The following is a 22,384-nucleotide window of genomic DNA, read 5'->3' as shown; positions in this document are numbered from 1 at the left end:
CAAGAAAGTAAAAGGTTAGGGCTTCAACGGGATTTAATTTATACTTTTGTTTAAAGAGATTTATTGGAAATTCGCCGCGTGGATTAAACCTCGGGACCCTGACGGGTCTCTCCTCTTTTCACAAAAAGAGTCTGTAGACTTCCGTCTTCGCTGATCTCCAACAAGTTCAATCGAGCACCATAAGCACATCCGCCATCAATGCCAATCTTGTCTCCACTGGGGTCAAACCAGACACCTGGCTCGTTATGCAAATTTTTGACTGGAGTATGACCGAATACCACGGTCTCCTTGAGCGATGTTGGTCTTGAATAGAACGGCTCCCGAATCCAAATGAAGTCACGCTCTGACTGAGTCCGCCAATCCTCCACATCCGGATTAATCCCGGCATGTACAAAGATATAACCAGGAATTTCGTATACAAGGGGAAGCTGTTCCAAAAAACGAAGATGATGCTCATAGTGTGTACGGAGCCGCTGTTTGGCTTCAGTATAAACATCCCAGTCCAACTGCTCATCATCCAAAGAAACCTCGACATAGCTGGCCAGCGTCTGTAAACCTCCATTACGAATCCAGTGTTTGTCATAGTCCTCGACATCATGGTTCAGCGCCTTGACCATCATCGCATCATGATTTCCTTTGATCACAATAATATTGTACTGCTCGTGCATCTGCATAATCTGTTCCACGACCTCTTTACTCTTCGGTCCCCGGTCGACATAATCACCTAACAAAATCAGCTCGTCCTGCTCCGGATCGTATGCTGCCTGCTCAAGCAGAGCATTGAATTCGTCGTAACAGCCATGAATATCACTAATGACACATCTGCGAATGTGAATCTCTCCTCTCCCTGATCACGCAAGAGTATAACCGGAACCTTGCTAAGCAAGGCTCCAGCCATTTCAGAATACTAATTCCCGTTCAGTACCGATTAATCCTGCTTTATACCAAAGGCTTCCGCTATCAGGCTGAATGAACGCAAACGATCCTCGAATGAGTGAATCGCTGATGCAATAATAACTTCATCCGCTTCATAACGTTCAGCCATTGCCGTAATTTTGTCTTTTACCTGATCCGGTGTACCTACAATAGAAAAAGAACGGCGTTGACGGATCTGTTCCATCTCCATGGCCGTAAATGGATAGTTGTTCACCGTTTCCAGGGATGGGAATGAGTTCTGCTCCAGACCCCGGCCAAGCCGCAGGAAGAATAATTCATTGCTGCGAGCCAGTTCAGCGGCCGCTTCTTCAGTATCTGCACAGAATGCCGACACCGCAATCATGGAGTGTGGTTTGTCATTCAGGATAGAAGGCTTGAAATGTCTGCGATAATGCTTCATCGCTTCCTCTCCACCCGGCGTTCCGAAAAATTGGGCAAACGCGTAAGCGGTCCCTTGTGCTGCAGCAATTCGTGCACCTTCGGAACTGGAGCCGAGAAGCCATACTTCGGGAACAGTTGGTACGGATGGTCCGGCTACTAAGGATGCAAAACGATGATCTTCCGGCAGCTGTTCATGAAAGTATCCACCCAGATCGGCAATCTGCTGCGGGAAGAATTGCACATTCGATGACTTTCCTTCATTCAGAGCCCTGCTGGCAATCGGCATGCCGCCCGGTGCTCTACCAATGCCAAGATCGATTCGGCCAGGGTGTAGTGCTTCCAGCAAACGAAAGTTCTCGGCAACTTTATATGCACTGTAATGGGGCAGCATAATGCCTCCTGAACCTACGCGAATTCGATCGGTATGTGCTGCAACGTGTGCAATCATAACTTCCGGACTGGAAAATGACAGTGCCCCGCTGCCATGATGCTCCGACATCCAGAAGCGGGAGAAGCCCAGTTCATCCGCATGTTTGGCAAGAGTTACCGTCTCCCGAAGGGTATCCTGTACCGTCCGTCCTTCATTAATATGCCCATGTTCAAGTACACTAAGTTTCATCTATATTCATTCCTTTCGTCATCTGCGTTAGTGGTTGCATCTTCCATTGTAACATTATTGATTACAGTTTCAAAGGATATCTGCTTCTCAGTTACACGTTCATTACACGTTTCGATTTACGATGAATAAACAAATAACGCCACTAGCTCGTGAGCCAGTGACGTTATAGTATTTCATACATTTAAAAATTCAATTACGGTGCACGTTTGGGTAACAGCTTCACATACTCGTCAGACAGCTTCATCAAGCTGAGCACGTGCTCATAGTCAGAACGGTACGGCTCGAGATCCGTGACGGGTTCATACGTTTTTAACGAGTAGGCTGTTCCATCATCAAAGCCCGCACCCGGAATAAACATAATGTCATTGTTCACAAATGAACCTGTCGGCAAGTAATACCGGATACCGAACGCATTATGGTCCATGTTAAGCAAATCGTGTCCAAAGGCTGTGAATTTCTCTTCCTTCAAAGAGACACCCATCAAGTTCATCACCGTTGGCAAAATATCCAACTGACCACCAGGCTGTTCTATGACTTGACCTTTCGCCTGTTTCGGTGTGTGGATCAAGAGCGGGATGTTGAAACGACTAACTTTACCGTCATAGGGCACGCCCAGATTGGTCTGAATCTGCTGAGTAATCTCATCGTTTGCCGGCAGGCCAAAATGGTCACCATATATAACGAGTGTTGTGTTATCCCACAACCCATTTGCCTTGAGTTCATCGATCAACTGACCTACTGCATAATCCGTATAATTGATCGCCTGCAGGTAATCACGCAGTAACGTATTGGTGATAGTGGCCGGGATGGTAATTCTCGCCCGGTCCGCCGGAACCGTAAACGGCGAGTGGCTGGATGCTGTAATGAACTGAGCATAGAACGGCTGATTAGCAGCCTGATGCGCAGCCATTTTTTCCACACCTACACGATATAGCTCCTCATCCGATGGTCCAAAATCATTAAACTTATCATTCTTGAAGCTGGGTTTGTCGAAGTACCGATTGAATCCAAGCGCCGGATACATTTTGTTCCGGTTCCAGAAGGTGACGTCATTAACGTGGAACGTTTCAGATTCATATCCTTCTTTCCCAAGCAGTTTCGGAAGACTTGGCAGATCACGGTCACTATACCCTGCTGACATAGGTACAACTCCGGTTGGATAGATGGATGTGTTCGACATGAACTCAGCATCCGATGTATTTCCCTGTCCGATCTGTTGGAAAAAATGAGAGAAATAATAGCTTTCTTTGGCCAAATCATTCAGAATCGGGGTTAGTACTTGACCGTCGAGAGAAGCATTAATCGGGAAGTTTTGAAATGACTCCAGTTGGAGGACAATCAGGTTGCTTCCTTTGGCCTGACCAAAATATTTGGTTTTGATAGCTGTGCCCTGACTGAGCTTATCCTGATACGGATACTTGCTAACCAGTTGATTAATCTTGTCGATGGTTTCGTTAATGTTGCCATTCGCAATGGCTTCATTCTCTTTGCTCGTCAGAATCGCCGATGACACCTGGTAATTCAGAAAGCCCAGATTTTCGGCACGAACCAATTCATTATCAATGGTTTCCCCTTTGACAATGAAGCTGCCGGACAGCACGATGCAAAATGCAGCAGTAAGGGCTACACCCAACTTGCCCCAATACCTTCTCCGGCTTCTGCCGAAATGGAGTCCACTGTCGCGATAGCTGCTGTTACGAGCTGAGGCACGACGACTGCGCAAGATAAACCATACGGGCAGAGCGAGTACGATATCCACAAAAAACAGGAAGTGCTCAGGTCGCACCAAAGGCCCGATACTGCCCCTCACTTGGGCGACTTGGCCCAGTTCGCTGAGTGCCGTATATGTGGGAACCGAACTGAAATGTACGTTATAGAGTGTCGCCGCGAACAATATCAGCGAGAACAACACATTGAAACCTGCGTACACTGAACGCTTCCAGCCTTTTGGCACGATCAGATCGAGGATGCATACCACTGTCAGGGCCCCCAATGCGTCAGTAACGAAACCGATGCCAGACAGACCCTGGAAAAAGAAATACCGCAAAAGCGACAGCTTCAGCAGCATAAGAATAAATAACACGGCAAATAAAGTCCGTGATGAGGTCCGCTCATTTTTGGAATTAAACATGGTCGCTTTCAACCCTTATCTGAAATTTTTACGTTCCTTTTACAAAACGCATATTTCAGTATAACAGTTTTAGGGTTGGTATTCCATGAGGGGATGCAGCAGACTAGAAAAAGTTTAAGCAAACTACGTTTTTTTGAAAACCTCTCTTTTCTAAAGAGTTAAGCTACTCTTGTTATTGTCCTCATAAAGCTTACCCATAATAAATTCATCCACATATGTACCATTTACCAATAAAGACTTAGGCTTGATTCCTTCCTGTTTAAAACCAACCTTATGATATAAAGCTATCGCATTAAAATTATGGCTCATAACAGTCAGCTCAAGGCGAGTAATGTCCGCAGTAGATCTCCATTCTTCCATTGCTGACATTAGCTTTTTGCCAATGCCTTGGCCGGTATGAGCCTGTCTTATTCCAATAACAATACTCGCCCGATATCGGATACGTTCTGCTGTGCCCCCAATGACCGTAAGATGGCCAATGATCTTGCCCCGATGCTCCGCGATCCAGATTGAACTATTCGAAGTAGCGTTCAACTGATCTATAAAACGAGCCTGCCCGCCCAACGTGGTCTTGCGCTCTCCCGGATTATAGAGCATATAAGTACTTTCACGATCCAGTGCCCGATGTAGTTCCAGCAGACGAGGCGCATCTTCGGCACAGGTTTGGCGAATAATAATATCCTCGATTGGCTTCTCTCTAATTTGTAAAATCCACTGTACCGCAGCGTTAAAATCAGTAGCCAAAAAGTCTGCTTCCAGCGCTTCCCATCGGGTACGGTTCTCCTCAAGCGACTCTATGCCTGCTCCGGTCAACACCAATATGCATAAACAGCCTGCTGCACGCGCAGCAGTCATGTCAGACCACCGATCTCCAATAACAATGCATTGTTCAAGATTCAAATCATGTTCTAGTGCTGCCTGTTTGAGCATCGTTGGTCGTGGTTTACGGCATTCACACTGAGCCTCAGCAGGGTGAGGACAAACATAAGTGTGCTCAATGCCAAAAAGCCTCATCTCCTGCTGAAAAGCTTTGATCGTTGACTTACCGTTTGTAATGCCCGGTTGATTCGTGAATCCAAACAATTGGATACCCTGTCCAGATAGTTTCCGGATGGATTCTTCAACTCCATGATATAGCTCCAGTTCACCAGGGTATCGTATTTCATCTGTTCCTCCAATGGTGCCATCCCGGTCGATAAAGATAGCCTGTATAGGGGGATAATCATAAGTAGTCATATTGGATGTCTCTCCTTGTACTCATTGTGGACGAACTGGATTCCGTTTTTTTATTTCAAATTAAAAAGAGGTAACGAATCCGCGAGGTGGTAGTCATACGTTGACAGCAGACAAGTGAACAACATAAACAAGTTATGTGCACAAAAGCTTTTGTCTCTCTATCATTTCCGTATTATACCATCTGCCGATCCAATTACCTCATTAATCGCTTACCAGAAACATTACGCAATTGTCGATATATCGCCATCCTGCCTGTTTTCGTTTGGGTCCTGCTTCTGGGCAAGGAGTGACGCCTGAGCGGCAGCAATACGAGCAAGCGGTACCTGTTCTGGCAGACAGCTTACATAATCCAGACCAATCCGGTGACAAAAAGCAATGGATGCCGGATCGGCTGCATTCTCGCCACAGATGCCTGCTTTTAGATGAGGTTTCCGAATTCGGCCCTGAACGAGAGCCATCTCCACCAACTGCCCCACTCCGTCAATATCCAGTACCTGAAATGGATTGCTGGGCAGTGAGCGTTGTGACTCAATAAAATGAAGGAAAGGCTTCTCCGTATTATGACGACTGTAACCAAACGTCATCTGTGTCAGCTCATCGGTGCCAAACGAGAAGAAGTCCGCATGACGCGCGATAGGAGCTGCAGTCAATGCCGCTCGAGGAACTTCAATTCGTGCTCCCACTCTGTAAAGACAGTGACGCTTCTCCTCTCCAAGCACCTGGTCCGCTACATGATCCACCAGATCTCTCATGACTTGAAGTTCATTGGCATTGCCCACCAAAGGAATCATAATCTCAGGCCGCACCCATAACCCTTGGCGGATGCCCTTCACCGCTGCACGAAAAATGGCTTCAAGCTGCATATCGTAGATTTCCGGGAACACAGTTCCCAGTCGACAGTCCTGCTGTCCTAGCAACGGATATTGTTCATGCAATTCCAGCACCCTGTGAATGACACGCTCAAGCTCCTGCACTTCGGTGTTATTTTCCTCTAATTTCCTGAGAGCCAACTGCTCACGTCGTTCTTTTAACCTTTCAATATCAGGCAGCAGCTCATGCAGCGGCGGATCAAGCAATCGAATGGTTACCGGATAACCATCCATCGCTTCGAAGAGTTGTTCAAAATCAGCCTGTTGCATCGGCAACAGACGTTCCAGTCCACGTTTGCGCTCTGCTTCGCTGTCTGCCAGAATCATTTTCTGTACAAAAGGAAATCTCGAAGCAGACAACAACAGTTGTTCTGTCCGACACAATCCAATGCCCTCAGCCCCTAACGAGCGGGCCTTCACGGCGTCCTTTGGATGATCCACATTCGAAAGTATTGTAAGCCCCTTCATTTCATCTGCCCATTCAAGTAGGAGCTGTAACTCGGATGATAAATTTGAAGATGCTTTCAGCAATTCCGTCACATGCCAAGGCTGGATACGTAATATGGCATCCTCTTTGGTGATTACCTCTTCATCCACAAGATCTACAGTACTCCTCAGCGTCGCCTGTGAGGTTAACCTTGCTTCGCTAATTTCCACAAGATACAAGATCCCAGAATCCACAACAAATTGAATCTCCTGTACTTCTCTCGTGTGAGACTCCAGATAACCGCAAGCATCCTGCAAAAGACCATACAGTTCAGACTCTTCATTCCGCAGTTGATCCAGTCCTTCATTCGAACGCCGAGAAGCATCAGTTGAAATGTAATCCCCTGTCATACCTCGTTCCCCGGTACCTGGATGACGAGAATATACCGTTCCGAACCCGCTGCGGTCACCACGCTCGCCATTGACCATCACCTGTATAAGAACAGCTGCTCCTTGAGTTTCATCGGAGAAATGAGAAGGATTACGAAGAAGTTCTTGTTGGGAGTTGGGCCTTATAACACGTTGTGAATCAGAAACTGCACGCATCACTTGTTTTAACTGTAACTGCACATCCTGAGGGAACGGATGACGTCCTCTCTCTTCTATTAAACGTTTATATTCCGCGATGGTGAATTCTAGATTCGCTTCATCGAGTATCGAGATGTCTTCCAATTTTTCTTCAAATAGATCATACGGAATGTCGTACACCAGTTGACCATAATCTTGTAATAAAATTCGATAACAATTAAGGGCATACTGACGATCATTCGTTTGCTTAGCGAGCCCCTCCACCGTCACATCATTCAGTCCTACATGAAGCAAAGCATGGGATGCCGTATTACGGGAACTCGATTCACTTGACCGGACGGAAAGCAGCAGCGGTGTTAAGGAATCGCCGAAGAATTTGCCAGATTGCTGCTCAAGATGCTGAATTGCGCTGCCAATCTCTTGGGTTCCTTCAGCTGAAAGATGTGCAAGACGGGTACAGAATGCGCGACAGCCTTCCTTTGTTACAATGAATCCGGCCGGAACGGGCCAACCTGCCTGGAGCAACTCCGCAAGTTCAGCCCCTTTAATACCCATTAGCCCTTTCATCTCTGCCGTACCTTCTTCCAATAGAACTACCCGTTTCGTCATTACAGCGCTCCCATCTGCCATTACATGGCTGTGCTTAAAAGGCAATTCGTTCGCTCGAATTGTCCTTTATCTAATGGTATGTCGCAATGCGGCAGTCAAGGACATATGCTTCCTCTTTTTGTGCTTGAATTGAAGTTGTATGACAGGTGCTCATATATGGTAATATAAAGCTTGACTCTATCTAAAAAGATACATCCCAAGGCATACCTGCTTCAACCATGATCAACTACGTATATAAGGAGTGTAAATCAATGTTTACTCAAGTCGGACAAATTATGTTGTATGTAAATGATCAGGATAAGGCTCTTCAATTTTGGACAGAAAAAGCAGGTTTCCATATCGTTAACGAAGTCAATGGGAATGGAATGCGCTGGATCGAGATTGCTCCTGTGAAGGATGCTCAAACCACCATTATCCTGCACGACAAAGAATTCGTTGCCAAAATGTCCCCTGATTTAAACCTTGGCACACCATCTCTTATGCTTTTCACAGATAACCTGGATCAACTTTACACTCACTTATCCAATAAACAAGTTACGGTTGGCGAGATTGTAACGATGCCTGGTGGAAGAGTATTCAACTTTGCAGATGATGAAAACAATTACTTTGCTGTTATGGAGAAAAACTAAATCTCCTGGATCACCTGAGTAATACCACACCAAAAAGCCCGTTCAGTAGTGAACAGGCTTTTTTCTATATATTTTGCTCATATGCAAACCTGCCTGCATACGTTGCTGTTTTCCCATGTTGTTTCGCATAAACTCCACATATTACCCGTTTCTAACGTTAAAGATTTGAGTTAAATTACATACTATAGCGTTTTAAAGGAGGCTTCGATATGTGCGGAAGATTCACGATTACAGATCCAATTGAAGAAATTATGGAGAGGTACTATGCTTCTATTGCTGAAGGATTTGAGTACAAACCTAATTACAACGCTGCGCCTATGCAATTCATCCCGACAATTATCGGTAGCAAAGACGGTAATCGATTGGGGGCGCTCCGATGGGGTCTAGTTCCTAATTGGGCCAAGGATGAAAAAATAGGCAATAAGATGATTAACGCCCGTGCAGAGACACTCACAGAGAAACCAGCCTTTAAACGCCTGATCAGTTCCAAGCGGTGTATTATCCCATGCTCGGGATTTTATGAATGGAAAAAGGATGGATCCGTAAAGCAACCAATGCGGATTTTAATGAAAGATGACTCCATCTTCTCGCTTGCTGGCCTATACGATACTTGGATTGATCCAGAAGATAACAAGCTTTCAACTTGCACTATCATTACTACGGAACCTAACAGTCTTATGGCGGACATCCACGATCGTATGCCAGTCATTCTCCGGCCGCAAGATGAAGCGGATTGGCTAAACAAGGAATCAGACAAGGAAAGCGTTCTGAGGCTTCTCAGCCCGCATGATGCCGATGAAATGATAGCATACAAGGTGGATTCTGCAGTAGGTAATGTGAGAAATAATAACGAGGAATTGATCAATGAGGTCAGTTAAGAATAAAAAGAAGCAGCGAGATTATCCCTCTGCTCCTTTTCATAATGAATTAATTGAGATATATCATTAAGCTCTAATGCTTCCATAATCTTATTCTGGTTGTCAGGCGACCACGCCTTTGATTTATTCTCAGCCATGTCAGCGATTATGTGCGATCGAAAACAAGACAACTGCCTTCGTCAATTCGCTAAATGCTGTTAAGAGCAAGAAAAAGAAAAAAATGAAATAAAAGGATTGGGAATGCAACTACCTTGGAAGTATAGTGGTTCAGGAGATTTTACATTACTCAAGTCTAATTCAGGCCATAAATCGCAATATATCATCGATCTTCTTCCCATGGGATATAACACCATAATTCATCCAGGTCATAAAATCCACCTCATATACGTGACCACTTTTTACGGCAGGCAGCCGTTTCCACTCCTCTCTCTCCAGGAGCTTCCGTTCCTCTCCGGGGTAGGCAGAATCCATATTATCAAATGTGATAAAGAGATGATCTGCCTCAAGCTGACATAGCTGCTCAAGCCCAATACCGATTCTTCTACTTTGACTCGCCCATTGCTGAACACGAACATGCGGGGTTAATCCGAGATCATGATACAGCACAGGTCCTACATAACCGTATTGATTTCCATAGAGTGTAATTTCCGATGCAGAAATACGCAAAAAAGCGACGGTTTGGCCACGCATATGACGTGTCAAACGTTTCTTGGCTTCCTGCGCCTTTTCCTCATAATCACCTATTACATCCTGCACCCGACTTACCTTTCCCAGCACATCCGCTGTGGATTTCAAAATGGAACGCCAGTCCTCACCCTCGTGCTCCATATAAAACGTCGGTGCTACTTGCTCAAACCGATCCAGATTCCAGCGTTTATACCCGTCGTTCAACATAATAAATTCAGGCACATTCGTTTCATTAAAACCTGCATCTATCCGAGTAACATCGAATTCAGGGATATCTTCCATTCCCAAATAATGCTGCCTGCCCCATGAGCGATGGGAGCACTGCAACACGGGTTTTATTCCAAGAGCCAGTACAAAATCCTCTAGATACGGTGCAAACACACGTACTTCTTGACGGTAATGGCGCCGATATACCCCTGGTGAAACACCTGCATATTGCTTGAATCGGCGGCCGAAATAATACTCGTTATTAAATCCCACATTCTGTGCAATATCATGCAAGCGATCATCGGTCATCTGTAACAGCAGTTTGGAATGCTCCAATCGTACAGCATTTACATAATCAAGCGGAAGCTTGCCTGTGATCTCCTTGAATCGTCGGGTATAACTGGATCTGGTAAGCCGGATCTCTGCTGCCAGATCATCAACTGTTATGGGCTGATCGTAGTGTTCGCGAATATAACGAATCGAGCTTTGAAGCCGGGCACGGTCATCCGGCGATTCAATCTCGGGATCATTTTGCCGAAGCAGCACTCGGAACCACTCCTGGAAACGCAGTTGCATCTCCCATTGATCCAGCCAATCATGAGCAGTCTGCCCACGCGATATCTGTTCTACCGATTTCAGACAGGAACTCCATGGACTATAATTCAGCTCAATAAGAGGCAACCGATCTGGATCTGAAATCAAGACTGGAAGCCCTTGTTGCGCCGTTTCGTCTCTTATACTCAACCTACTGGACGTATCTTCTTTTACCTCAGCTACCATCAGTTCAAGTCTGTAATATTGCAACTCACTGGAGCCTTCAATCACAATGGTACGTCCTGCCGGAACAAACAGAATCATCCCTTTTTCCAGGCGAGTGTCCCTATTATCCAAAGAATCTATTGAGCCATGCCCACCCGTCACTACGAAAAGGGCGTGTGATGATGTCATGTTATATGTCTGCCTATTGGCGATATCGACTTGGCTATAATCCATGTATTTCATATGTTGAAGCATGCATAACCAGGGCTTGGGAATCAGTTGTACAATCGTGGGACACATATTCATCTTCCTTAATTGAGAATTGTTATCATTTACAACAGTGTAAACGAAAAAAGAAAGCTCTTCAACCCTGAGGGAAGAACTTTCTTATGGAAAAGGCTTATGGTGTCATTTTTTGCAAGAGATCATCAATCTTCAATGTGTTTGCCGTAATCGCACCTGATTGCCAATACGATCTTTCCATCATGTACACATGGTTGTTTTTGACTGCCGGGAGAGATTTCCACAACTTGCTATCCAGCACCTTCAAAGCTTCCTTGTTCTCTGGAGATGACCACTCTCCATTGGATGGAAATACAATAATGTGATCCGCATCAAGCTCTGGAAAAGCCTCTTCGGACAGTATTTCCTGATATTCTTCCATGTTGCCGACCAATGGATGAGGTGTTAGACCAAGCTCCGAATAAATAAATCCGGTAAATCGATTTTTCACACCGAACAATGCCAATGTATTATTGCTGATATTCAATCGGACAACCGCTACGGTCTCATCCCCAACGGCTTCCTGAAGCTTCGCCTTAGCGTCTGCAATCTTGGCTTCAAATGCCGCAACAACTTCTTTACCCTTGTCCGGTTTACCAACAACATCCGCAATGGTCGTTAAAATTTTATTGGAATCCTGTAGAATATCTTCAGGCAGGCGATACGTCGGTGCCACCTTTGAATACATCTCATATTTCTCCATGTCCACTCCGCCATCCACAATGATGAGATCCGGATCATATTGCAACAAAGCCTCAATGCTTCCTGTAGTATCAAATTGAGGCACATCCAGATCCAGATATTCCTGCACTCCCCACAACGGGTGATACCATTGAACTACCGGTGTAATATCCAGTGCTTTCAGATAATCTTCCACATAGATACCAGCAATCCGCTGCGGATGCACCGGGATCGTCACATCACCGAATTCATCCTGAACGACACGTGTCTCTGCTTCTTTTTCTGTTGTTTCAGATGTACTGCCATCCGAAACCGTTGTCTCAGATGCAGGAGCCTGTTCTGCTTTTGACTCAGAATTTGCACTACAGCCCGATATTACTACAACCATGAGTAGCAGAATGATCGTCCACCCTTTGAAGCCTTTACTGAACCTTACCATGATACCCTTCACCCCTATGTAATCTGTTGTTGTATCGGTGAGAACATGTTTTATAAATAATGATTATCATTCTCACTCAATGCTTAGATGAATTGTACCTTATGCTGTGCAAAACTCACAATACACATTCGAAGCTATTTTTTTATACAAACGAAAAGAATATACAACCGTCACCCCCGCTTAACGCAGGGGTAATGTACCTTGTTGATAACGTTCAAGTAATTGCTTAACAAATAAATTCTGCATTTCATCCTGTAATAGAGCAGCACCAATCAAACCAATATCATCACTGACATATCCCGCTAGTTCCGGATCGCCCGCAAGAGCAATCGTTCGTTTGAAAGCCAGTTCCCTGCAAACACGAAGCACTTCTTCTTCCACGACATCAGAATTCTGAGCAAACCGTTCAAATGCCTGCATCCACTCATCGGCAAATTCGGAAGCATCCCGTTGATCCAGATAGGCTTCCACTTCCAGTCCTTCGAATGTCTGATGATTAATAATCAGCCCCTCATTCAAATCAGCCAGCAATTTATCTGCATCCACTCTACTCATCTGGCTTCCCTCCTCCATTCGACGCTGTCAAATCTCAGGAATCACAAAACGCTTCATCACATGTTTCCCATCCGCAGTAAAATGATCCAATTCAAGAGCCTGATATTCATTCAGGACATGTTCGAAAATACGAGCAATCACACCACAATCGGCCAAGGCATTGTGCCTGTGAATTCCGTCTGTATTCAGTTCATAATACCGGATCAGGAAATCGGTAGAGATGACCTCGGAGATTTCAGGATGAATATATGTAAACATCGCTTTTGTATCCAACACCGGATTGGAAAACATCATCAGCCCATTCATATCACAATGTCGTTTCAATATGGGCAAATCATACTCATAACCCGCCTGCGTTACTAATACCTTATCCCCGATGAATTCCAGAAAAGCCTGGTATGCTTCTGCAAATGAGGGAGCCTGGATCATATCCTCATTTGAAATACCCGTTAACTTCGCGACCGCTTCCGGAATCGGTTTAGAGGCACATGCAAGTGAAGTGAACGATAAATCTAATGATTCTCCTTTTTTGTAGTTCATCGCACCAAATTGGGTCACACTCTCCTCTCCCGGACTAATCCCTGTGCCCTCTAGATCAAATATGCAGTACATCCTATCTTGCAAGTGAGGGACTTTTAGCTCTTCAACACTGTACGTATCCGGCATAAACGTAATCTTCATTTGGCGCTTTTCCCCCTTTCACCTATAGAACGCATATCTCAAAGAACTACACCTGTTCTTCCCACAATCGTGTTACCTGAACCAACCTACCATCACGATCAAACTCCAGTTTGTAGATGTCCGGCATCGTTGTGTTTGCCCAGAAGTCATAACCATAGGACGGATCATAATAATTGAAAATCAGGGTCATGATGTCCCCATGGGTGCCAATCACTATTTTTTGTCCCGGATGCCTATCCAGGATACGCTGTATAACAGCGATTGCCCGCGCCCCAGCGACTTCGCCGGATTCTCCACCTGAATAAGCAAATGCAGGATCATCATAGAGCCTTTGTTTGGCTTCACGAAAATGTTCATGCTTCACTTCAGGACCTGACAGCTCACGCTCACGCAAATCCTCTTCGGTGACCACAATGCCACCTGACACTTCAGCCAACCCCTGAATCGTATCCACGGCCCGTCTATACGGGCTGGAATAAAACGATTGTATCTGCTCCCGGTGGAGCAGACCCGCGACGGTCGCCGCATCCCTTTTTCCTTGTTCCGTCAGACCTCGCTCGCGTTCCTGCCCTTCCATATATTCAGACTGCGCGTGCCTTACAAAATATAAAGCCGTGTTGGCTTCATTCGTCATCTGTCCGCCATTCCTTTCTTCTTTTCAATCACAATTAGGCAAGTGCTGTCTGGCAAAGGTGCAGGTTGACCCTGTTCATCCATAAATATAATTCGTTCTCCAAGCGCCTCCGTATATCCTTCCTGAAGGAAGTGCCTGAATGTAATAATCTCGGCTTGCTCACCCAGCGCTTCGCGAATACAGTGCTCATATGCCGATGGGGTAAATATGCCAAATTGCTCCTGGATCTCATGGACATATGCTTCTTCGCCCCATGTATAGGTGTACAGAAATTCCATAGCATCGTTAATATCCAGCACCGCCTCGTCCTCAGACATCTGCTCAAATTCAATGCTGCGTCCCTGGAAATCCTGCGCATACCGCTCCAGCCATCGCATCCCATCCGGTTCAAGGAAACGAATTCGACGCTTCTGTGCTTCGGGTTCAGTCATGATGCCATCCCTGATCAGAATCCGGCCTCCGGGGGACAACACGTTAAATGAACTTCTTAGCGCAGCAACGACCGTATCCCTATTAAATCTGCGTCCGTCACGTTCAATATACGAATACAGTTCATGCAGAATGGATGAAAAAATAACCGTATCCACCGTGTCTGGCTGCACGTATTGATCCAGTTGGAGAGCATCCCCCTTCAATACTTGCCAGCGATGTGCCTCCCGCTGCTTTTTGCGCTCCAACGCCTCAATGACATTCGCTGAAATATCAATGCCGATTGGTTCCATCTCAGGTCGTTCCTGTTCAATCAGATCGAGCAATATTCCGCCGCCTGGACCGATATCGAGCACACGTTTGCCAACCATATAATCCAGCAGTACTTTCTTGTAATCACCTGAGCTGTTCATGTCGGCCAGATACGTCTCTTCATTATGGAACCGATCATACGCATCCCGACGCAATCCAAACAGGTCAAATAACAACAGCACAGCCTTTTCGTATAACGGAGACTTTTCTGCTTCAATACAAAATGCAATTAGCTTCTCGGCCGCCGGGGAAAATTCAAATGTCACAAATACCGTATCCCTCAAATCCGGGTGCCGCTCAATCCGATGTGTCAGATGGGGGTAAGTAATCGTCTCACCTGCTTCAATCTGCTCCCACGAATATTGCTCCAAATACTTTTCAATCATTCGTTTCTTGTAAACATTCAGTTTCTTGACACCTTTATAATCGTAATACATCGTGTTCATTAATGGTTCGAAGCTGATATGCCTTACCATATCCCCTTGTTGCTCCTGCGAAGTCGAGTTCAAGCCCACTGCTTCTTCTTCGGCTTCTATGCCAATACCTGTGCTGTTATTCATCGAGTCATCTCCAGATACCACCATAGCTTCACTGTGCAGCGTCAAAAGGAAGATCTTAACCATCTCCTGCAACGAAAAATCATGCATCGCTGACTCCACATACCATAAGGTCCGATGAGCCAGAGGAGCGAGAAGTTTCTCTATCTCAAGCTGGGCTTGAAGTTTGGCATATGCTTCATCTATCGCTTCTCCTTGACGTATAGAGGAGCTCCGTAAGCGTGACAACCGCTCCTTCACATTCCAGTCCGTATGATCCGGCTCTGTAATGATCCAGCCTACGATACGCTGCACTTCAGCCTGAACTTGATTCCAAAGCGATGGATCAACGCCAGCAATGATGCATTCATTTAATGCGATCAGGATGGCCTGCAATTCATCTGCCGTCAGCCACCCTTGCGTTATGAACGAGTGCAGTGGGGCATTTTCGGCAAAGGGGATTTCTCCTCTTATGTACTGACCAATAAGTCCGTGTGTGGCAATAAGGGTACGAATGATCTCATACCGAGGTGGGAGTGAACCATATGTTGTTTGCACAATTTGTGTACTACCACTTGGATCATCATTTGATAAATCACTCGGGGATTCCAATCGAGATGAATGTTTCTCCTCACGATGTCCTTGCTTGCCATGCAAATGTCCAATACTTCCGTACATGTCATATACCTGTGCTGAACCCACATTGTGCACGAACAGGTTAACCCCCTGTTTCTGCCATTTTCGCCGCTGTTTCGGTGATCCTGCCTTTGCCGTTTCCGACCAGACCAGCACATCCTCCAGAATTTCTCGCATCCAAAAAGAAACTTGAAGCTGCTCCAGCACCTGGAGTGTGCGTTCTACGTAATCCAGTACCGGATTCGTGCCTTCCAGCTCAGCTATAGAATGAATGCGTTCCAGGTTAATATTCGGCTGCTCTGCCGCTGCCAGCAGCTGCAGCCACAGTGGCTGCTCCCCCTCCGGGAGATGGCCTGACTTGTAAGATTGTATGACCTTTAATCCGTTCAGCATGGCTTTCTTCACCTCGTTATCCTTGTTAGTTAAGCTAGATATGTCATTTCAGCAGACGAATACGATCCTGCACAAGCTTGATTAACTGATCCGCTTCCACTGCAGGTAACCTCTCGTCTAGACGTGCAGCCGCGACAGGCAAAATCCAGGCATCCAGCTCCTGGCGAGATATCCCGGAAATCTGGATGTAATGTTGGATATAATGATCCAGCATTTCATTGCGAGCCAATTCAAATCCCTTATGAACAGCCGGGTCTGTATCCTCCGGCAACGTACCGCTCATTAATATTACCCAGCTTCGTGCCACATCACCCGCTGGATCACCCGACATGCCTGTCATCCAATCTATAACCCAATATTGATCTCTCGTTTCATTTAACATGACATTATCGGGATGAAAATCGCCATGACAAATTTGCTTTCGCTCTGGAAGAGACGACATATAATTGATAACCTGCACCTTATCTTCTTCCGACAATAGAGAGGTATTTTGAATGGCCCCAGTAAGAATCTGCTTTTGTGTGGGGAGTGCTCCTTCATCATCCTGCTGGGCGTGAAGGCTATGATGAGAGTCTGCCATTTGATGCGATAGTTCTTCGATCAGCGAGGGTTCCTGAATCATAAGGGATAACATCGTGTTGCCTTCAATCCGTTCAAATATAATCCCTTTGCGCATTACATCATCCATATACAACATTGCTTGTGGAACAGGTAAGCCCTTTTGGAATACTGCCTCGGTAATTCGAAACTCATTCTGGACGGCTTCGGCTGGAAAATCCGCATGGTATAATTTCATAATCTGATTTGATGGGTACTCATAGATCTCAGCCGTTCGTCCTTGCCCAATACGTCTCATTCTTCACTCTCCCTAACATGAGTAGACTACCTATTGCAGTACGATCCCTGTTGTAACACTACCAGTTCAGTGCTGTTTATCGCTGTTGATGTTCACCCACGGCTGCCATCAATTCATTCATGATTCGTTGTCTCCCCAGTGGAGTCCAGCTCATCACAAACCAATTGGGAATGCGCTTAACTTTTCCATCCTTCACCGCCGGAATCTGGGGCCATGCTGCCGTTCTGGTCAACTGGTCATACATTTTGTCACTACCGGCGAGAATATGATGATGATGAATTAACAAATGTTCCGTCTCCAATACAGGCATGGCCTCCGGTTGCAGCTCCATACGCCACAGTTCTGCTGGAGCCTGATTACCCGGGCGCAGACCAAGCTCGCCGTATACCAATTCATTGAGCGGATGATTCACCCTGCCCTGAATGCCAATCGTCCGGTGGCTCACTTGCATGATGGTCATCCGTTCCTGGCCCAGTATACGGCGCAATGTCTGGCCTGTTGTCTCAGTTTGCACATCCAGACGAGTCAGCATCTCCGCAGCCTCACGTTCCCGGTTCACCAACTCGGCAATTTTCTCAAAGTTTCCTTTCCAGTCCCACACAGAGAAATCCAGAAATACAGGCGCAGCCGTTTGTTTAAACTGCTCTCTGAACTCTGTATGATAATGATCGGCGATGATCATATCTGGATTGGACTGCTCCAATTCCAGCAGTTGGCTGTGCAATTGTTCCGCATACTGTTCATTGCTCTGTCCTGGATATTGGAATAAATCCACCACACAGACCGGCTCGATTCCAACTGATTTCAGATGGTCTTCGAATCCGAGTGAGGATGCTACAGCCACCTTTAACTTGCCTCGCTTCATATATAATGTAGGGGATACACCCACCATGCGCTGAAACATGCGACTAAAGTAAAATTCACTTCGAAACCCGACTGCAGCTGCCACTTCCTTCACCCGACTGTTCTTTGTATTCAGCATCTGTTTCGCATGGGTCATGCGCACATTGCTCAGGTACTCGACTGGTGGCAGACCTGTTTCACTTCGGAACAAACGTGAAAAAGCAACCGGCGGCATGCCACCTGCTGCTTCAGCCAGCTGTTCAATGCTTACTTTGTCCGTATAGTGCTGCTCCATATAAAGGATGCTCCGTTCAACCCGTTCATCCATTACGGTATCCGGCTGTTCTCGTTCATTCTTCATAATATTCTGGATCAATTGCTCTAACTGAATTCTCAAATTCAATGAATCCCGATTTCGTTCTTGCCGACTGTGATGATACAACTGCACGATCTGTTGGAGGATCTGTTGTGGATGATGCACGGGAATATGCCCTGGTGAGAGTGCACCGGATAAGGATAGGGAAGGCAATGTTTCATATCTACCTCTGGTCTTGGTTAGCCGAATCGGTTCAAACCATACACCATAATATTCGAAACTACTACCTTGTTCCGGGAATTCCACAATCATGCCGGGTACAAGCAAATATAACTGGAGAGGACGAACCTTCTGTAGCGCACCATCCAGTACAACAACCCCTTCGCCCTCTGTAATAAAGCATAATATGTATACAGGAACCCGAACATGTTTGGCTTGTCGGGTCATGGGAAACTTTCGTTTACGTACTGAAGATAAAAGATAGATTAGATTGGCTTCGTTCACATATGATGGCATGAAAAAATGCACCAGCCTTTCTTGCATTCTGAATCCTTTTCTTCATTATATCCCTCTGCGTCGTAACAGCAAATACATCATATACGGAGCCCCGATAATCGCCGTAATTAATCCGGCTGGAATCTCATACGGAGCGAACCATGTCCGTCCGGCGAGATCTGCGAGCATGACGATCAGTCCTCCAAGCAACGCCGCAATCGGCAAGCGAACCAGACTCCGGCTGCCTGCCAGATGTTTTGCCATGTGAGGGGCCATTAAGCCGACAAATCCAATCGTTCCTGCCATCGACACCGCAGACCCGGCGAGCCCTACGCTCATCAGAAGAAACAACACCCGCATCGTCTCCACCCGCAGACCGAGTCCAGCAGCCGACTGGACATCCAGCAGAAACATATCCAGCCATCTGGACATCCATATTAATAGAAGAAACAGGATCAGCAGCCACGGCATTAAAGGCCAAAAGTGTTCCCACGTTCGTCCGTATAGACTACCTGCCATCCACACGGAAGCCTGGGAGACCCGGAATATTTTGCCCACCGTTAGCAAATACGTGATTAACGCACCTGCCATTGAAGAGATGCCCACACCAATCAGCAGCATGCGAACCGTGGAACTCGCCTCTCCTTTTCTCCATGACAATCCATAGATTACCGCGGCCGCGAGAAAGGCTCCAATGAATGCAATCCACGGCATATGACGCATTGGAAAAGTAGGAACCAGCACCATGACGGCAACCACCGCCGCAGCCGCACCCGAATTCAGCCCAATCACGCCAGGTGATGCCAGAGGATTCCTCGTAATGACCTGTAGGATTGTACCCGCCAATGCCAGACCGCATCCAACCAGAAAACCGGTCAGTACCCGGGGCAGCCTTAACTGATGAATGGTGAAGTGATATTCCTGATCTCCCCTGCCTATCAAGCTACGCAATACTTCTCCCGAAGGGATGGAGCGATCTCCCAACATCACATTAAGCACAAGCGCTCCCACATTCAACATCAAGAGGATCAGAATAATGGTGAATGCACGTCTCTTTATAATAGAAGAAATCATATCGATCTCTCCTTTCTTTGGGCCAGATAGATGAGGAAAGGAGCACCGAAGAAGGCTGTAACCACCCCAACAGGAATTTCCTGCCCCGGCAACACAAATCTCGCCCCAATATCTGCTGTGAGCAGCAGTAGTGCTCCGAGAACAGCAGAGTAAGGAACTACCCAGCGATAATCACTGCCTGTTATCGATCTTGCAATATGCGGAACGGCCAACCCGATAAACCCGATGGGTCCGGCAAGTGCGACGGCACTGCCAGCCAGCAGAACAATGGTGATAATACAGATGATCCTAATCATCTTCATTCGCTGTCCTAATCCTTGAGCCACTTCATCTCCTAAGCCAAAAATGTTCAATTGACTGCTTAATGCAAACGCACAGATGATGCCAATGATCAGATAAGGCAGAATTTGAATAAACAGATCAAGATCTCTGCCTGTTAATGAACCCGCCAACCAGAAACGCATCGTATCCAGGGACTGCTCATTCAGGATAAGAATGCCTTGTGTCAATGAAGCAAATAACAAATTTAATGTAGCCCCTGCCAGAACTAGCTTGACTGAAGATAAGGGTTGTCTGCCTGTGGAACTGAGAAAGAAAACCAGCACGCCTGCAACCGCGGCCCCCAACAGCGCAGACCATGCAAATAATTGCAGAGACGTCGTTCCCAGCCAAAAGGAAGCAAGCACCGCGGTAAGTGCCGCGCCATAATTAATACCGAACAGTTCAGGGCCTGCCAGAGCATTGCGGCTAATCGCCTGCATTAGGCACCCGGCCACAGCCAGTGAGCTGCCAACCACTGCGGCAATAACCGCTCTTGGCAGCCTGACGGTTTGAATAATCAGGTGTTCACGCGATCCGTCAAAGGCATAGAACGTATCCACAACTGAACGCAATGGAATCTGTACGATGCCATACATGATGCTGAATAGAAACGCGAGAAGTGTCAACACGATGATGGTTGCTAAACCAGTGATTTTAAACCTGGTGTTTGTGTTCATTTTTCTACGCCTCCAACCTGCATGCTGCTTGATTTATGTACTTCAATATGTTGTATAAATCACTTGAAAAAACGAACTGTCAAAATTTTTCCTTCTATTATATAAGAACAAATATAGAGCACGAATATAACATGGAACGAGACCTATGCAGAAAAATCAGAAAAATTGGATCGTCACATTCGACGACCCAATTTTACAGTTAAGCTATGACCACTTGGAAGCATAATTGCAATTGATAAGTGCTGAATATCAATCCATTGCCGCTAGAAAAGGTCCTGCATGTTTTGCGTTTAGTTGGCTACATAGGTGTTCAGGTCATCCACGACCTTGTTTACAGCCTGAATGCCCAGGCCACTCATCCAGTACTCCCAGTCAACCGGGTGCACAGCTTCGTTTTGGACTCCTTTCAACGTTGCCCACAATTTACTTTTCTCCAGTTTGGCGAATGCATCCGGCTCACGGTTAAACCAGAAGACTACGTCACCATCGAGATCAGCAATCTGTTCTTCCGTAATATCCTTGGAGAAGCCTGCATCCTGCTGTGCTGCGGGACGAACAATTCCGGAATCTTCCATAATCGTACCTGCAAATGTTTCTTTCAGATAGACCTGAATTTTGTCTTCACGGGGACGGAACAGCGATACTTCCTTGGCATCTTTGCCTGCAAGCGTAGATTTCAATTCCTCAATGCGCTGCTGATATGTATCCAACAGCTTCTTGCCATCTTCCAGCTTGTTTACAGCATCGGCATGAAGCTGCAGATTTTCTTTCCAGGTAACCCCAAGTGTTTCTACAAACACCGTAGGCGCGATTTGTTTTAACTGATCATGGATAGCATCATGTGTATCTTTATTACCAATGATCAAGTCCGGCTTCAGTGCATCGATAGCCTCCAGGCTTGGTTCATTCACCGATCCGATATTCTCAATGCCTTCTGTGCCTTTTAGATAAGCCGGATACGGATCGCCTGCTGCCAGGATGGAAGGTGCGCCTATAGGTTTAATGCCCAACTCGAGCAAATTATCCAAGGCCCCAATGTCCAGTACCACAATTCGACTTGCATTGGTTGGAACCTGTACCTCACCATATGCATCTTTGACGGTACGTGTATCGCCAGTATTGGCTACGGTTTCTTCTTGCTTTGGTTCGGTTGGAGCGGTTTCCGCTGCTGAACCATTGGCTGCACCCGATCCCGAATTTCCACAACCCGCTAGCACCAGCATCAGTACCGCCAGCATAGCAAAATGTACCCATGATTTCATTCCAATC

At 46.3% G+C, this 22,384-nt stretch carries 18 protein-coding genes; 2 read left to right on the top strand and 16 right to left on the bottom strand.

Annotated elements, in window-relative coordinates; genetic code table 11:
- Positions 1–83: 83 nt before the first annotated feature.
- From BUA17_RS02865 to BUA17_RS02845, 5 genes are all read right to left on the bottom strand, one after another.
- Complete coding sequence (locus BUA17_RS02865; RefSeq protein ID WP_348537065.1) at positions 84–815, bottom strand: metallophosphoesterase family protein; 732 nt, start codon at positions 813–815, stop codon at positions 84–86.
- A 113-nt stretch (positions 816–928) separates the two neighbouring features.
- Entirely contained in the window at positions 929–1,936 is a 1,008-nt protein-coding gene (locus BUA17_RS02860; RefSeq protein ID WP_072732540.1) for an LLM class flavin-dependent oxidoreductase, read from the bottom strand.
- A 193-nt stretch (positions 1,937–2,129) separates the two neighbouring features.
- Entirely contained in the window at positions 2,130–4,067 is a 1,938-nt protein-coding gene (locus tag BUA17_RS02855; RefSeq protein ID WP_072732539.1) for an LTA synthase family protein, read from the bottom strand.
- Positions 4,068–4,217: 150 nt separating this feature from the next.
- Positions 4,218–5,303, bottom strand: coding sequence for an HAD-IIIA family hydrolase (locus BUA17_RS31935; RefSeq protein WP_072732538.1), 1,086 nt, complete (start codon positions 5,301–5,303; stop codon positions 4,218–4,220).
- Positions 5,304–5,524: 221 nt separating this feature from the next.
- Entirely contained in the window at positions 5,525–7,795 is a 2,271-nt protein-coding gene (locus BUA17_RS02845) for a putative PEP-binding protein (protein WP_072732537.1), read from the bottom strand.
- Positions 7,796–8,046: 251 nt separating this feature from the next.
- On the opposite strand from BUA17_RS02845, the gene BUA17_RS02840 reads away from it, so the two are divergent.
- Together BUA17_RS02840 and BUA17_RS02835 are read left to right on the top strand one after the other, a co-directional pair.
- On the top strand, positions 8,047–8,424 hold the full coding sequence (locus BUA17_RS02840) for a VOC family protein (RefSeq protein ID WP_072732536.1): 378 nt from the start codon (positions 8,047–8,049) through the stop codon (positions 8,422–8,424).
- A gap of 209 nt (positions 8,425–8,633) precedes the next feature.
- Positions 8,634–9,302: an SOS response-associated peptidase gene (locus tag BUA17_RS02835; protein ID WP_072732535.1), complete on the top strand. Its 669-nt coding sequence runs from the start codon at positions 8,634–8,636 to the stop codon at positions 9,300–9,302.
- A gap of 297 nt (positions 9,303–9,599) precedes the next feature.
- Here the strand turns inward: BUA17_RS02835 and BUA17_RS02830 are convergent, their stop codons facing one another.
- The 11 genes from BUA17_RS02830 to BUA17_RS02780 form a co-directional block, all read right to left on the bottom strand.
- The gene (locus tag BUA17_RS02830) at positions 9,600–11,255 is read right to left on the bottom strand and encodes an AraC family transcriptional regulator (RefSeq protein WP_244552058.1); all 1,656 of its coding nucleotides are present in this window, start codon (positions 11,253–11,255) and stop codon (positions 9,600–9,602) included.
- Positions 11,256–11,355: 100 nt separating this feature from the next.
- The gene (locus tag BUA17_RS02825; RefSeq protein ID WP_072732534.1) at positions 11,356–12,357 is read right to left on the bottom strand and encodes an ABC transporter substrate-binding protein; all 1,002 of its coding nucleotides are present in this window, start codon (positions 12,355–12,357) and stop codon (positions 11,356–11,358) included.
- 180 nt (positions 12,358–12,537) lie between these two features.
- A complete protein-coding gene (locus tag BUA17_RS02820) occupies positions 12,538–12,912 on the bottom strand; it encodes a hypothetical protein (RefSeq protein WP_072732533.1) in 375 nt (124 codons plus the stop codon).
- A gap of 27 nt (positions 12,913–12,939) precedes the next feature.
- Positions 12,940–13,593: a 3'-5' exonuclease gene (locus tag BUA17_RS02815; protein ID WP_072732532.1), complete on the bottom strand. Its 654-nt coding sequence runs from the start codon at positions 13,591–13,593 to the stop codon at positions 12,940–12,942.
- A gap of 46 nt (positions 13,594–13,639) precedes the next feature.
- Positions 13,640–14,227 carry a histidine phosphatase family protein gene (locus BUA17_RS02810; protein WP_072732531.1) on the bottom strand — a complete coding sequence of 196 codons (588 nt, stop codon included), beginning with the start codon at positions 14,225–14,227 and terminating at the stop codon, positions 13,640–13,642.
- A complete protein-coding gene (locus BUA17_RS02805; protein ID WP_072732530.1) occupies positions 14,224–16,533 on the bottom strand; it encodes a class I SAM-dependent methyltransferase in 2,310 nt (769 codons plus the stop codon). The genes BUA17_RS02810 and BUA17_RS02805 overlap by 4 nt, the downstream gene beginning before the upstream one ends.
- 43 nt (positions 16,534–16,576) lie before the next feature.
- A complete protein-coding gene (locus BUA17_RS02800) occupies positions 16,577–17,389 on the bottom strand; it encodes a phosphotransferase family protein (protein WP_072732529.1) in 813 nt (270 codons plus the stop codon).
- Positions 17,390–17,465: 76 nt separating this feature from the next.
- Entirely contained in the window at positions 17,466–19,064 is a 1,599-nt protein-coding gene (locus tag BUA17_RS02795; protein ID WP_170867776.1) for a helix-turn-helix domain-containing protein, read from the bottom strand.
- 45 nt (positions 19,065–19,109) lie between these two features.
- Positions 19,110–20,117: a FecCD family ABC transporter permease gene (locus tag BUA17_RS02790; RefSeq protein WP_072732527.1), complete on the bottom strand. Its 1,008-nt coding sequence runs from the start codon at positions 20,115–20,117 to the stop codon at positions 19,110–19,112.
- Positions 20,114–21,115, bottom strand: coding sequence for a FecCD family ABC transporter permease (locus BUA17_RS02785; RefSeq protein ID WP_072732526.1), 1,002 nt, complete (start codon positions 21,113–21,115; stop codon positions 20,114–20,116). Before BUA17_RS02785 ends, BUA17_RS02790 begins: the two co-directional genes overlap by 4 nt.
- A 290-nt stretch (positions 21,116–21,405) precedes the next feature.
- A complete protein-coding gene (locus BUA17_RS02780) occupies positions 21,406–22,377 on the bottom strand; it encodes an ABC transporter substrate-binding protein (protein WP_072733454.1) in 972 nt (323 codons plus the stop codon).
- Positions 22,378–22,384: the final 7 nt, after the last annotated feature.

Source organism: Paenibacillus sp. ov031 (assembly GCF_900143165.1).
In the GTDB taxonomy this organism is placed as follows: domain Bacteria; phylum Bacillota; class Bacilli; order Paenibacillales; family Paenibacillaceae; genus Paenibacillus; species Paenibacillus marchantiae.
Note: the sequence above shows the minus strand (reverse complement) of the source record. Positions and strands in the feature narration are given on the sequence as shown.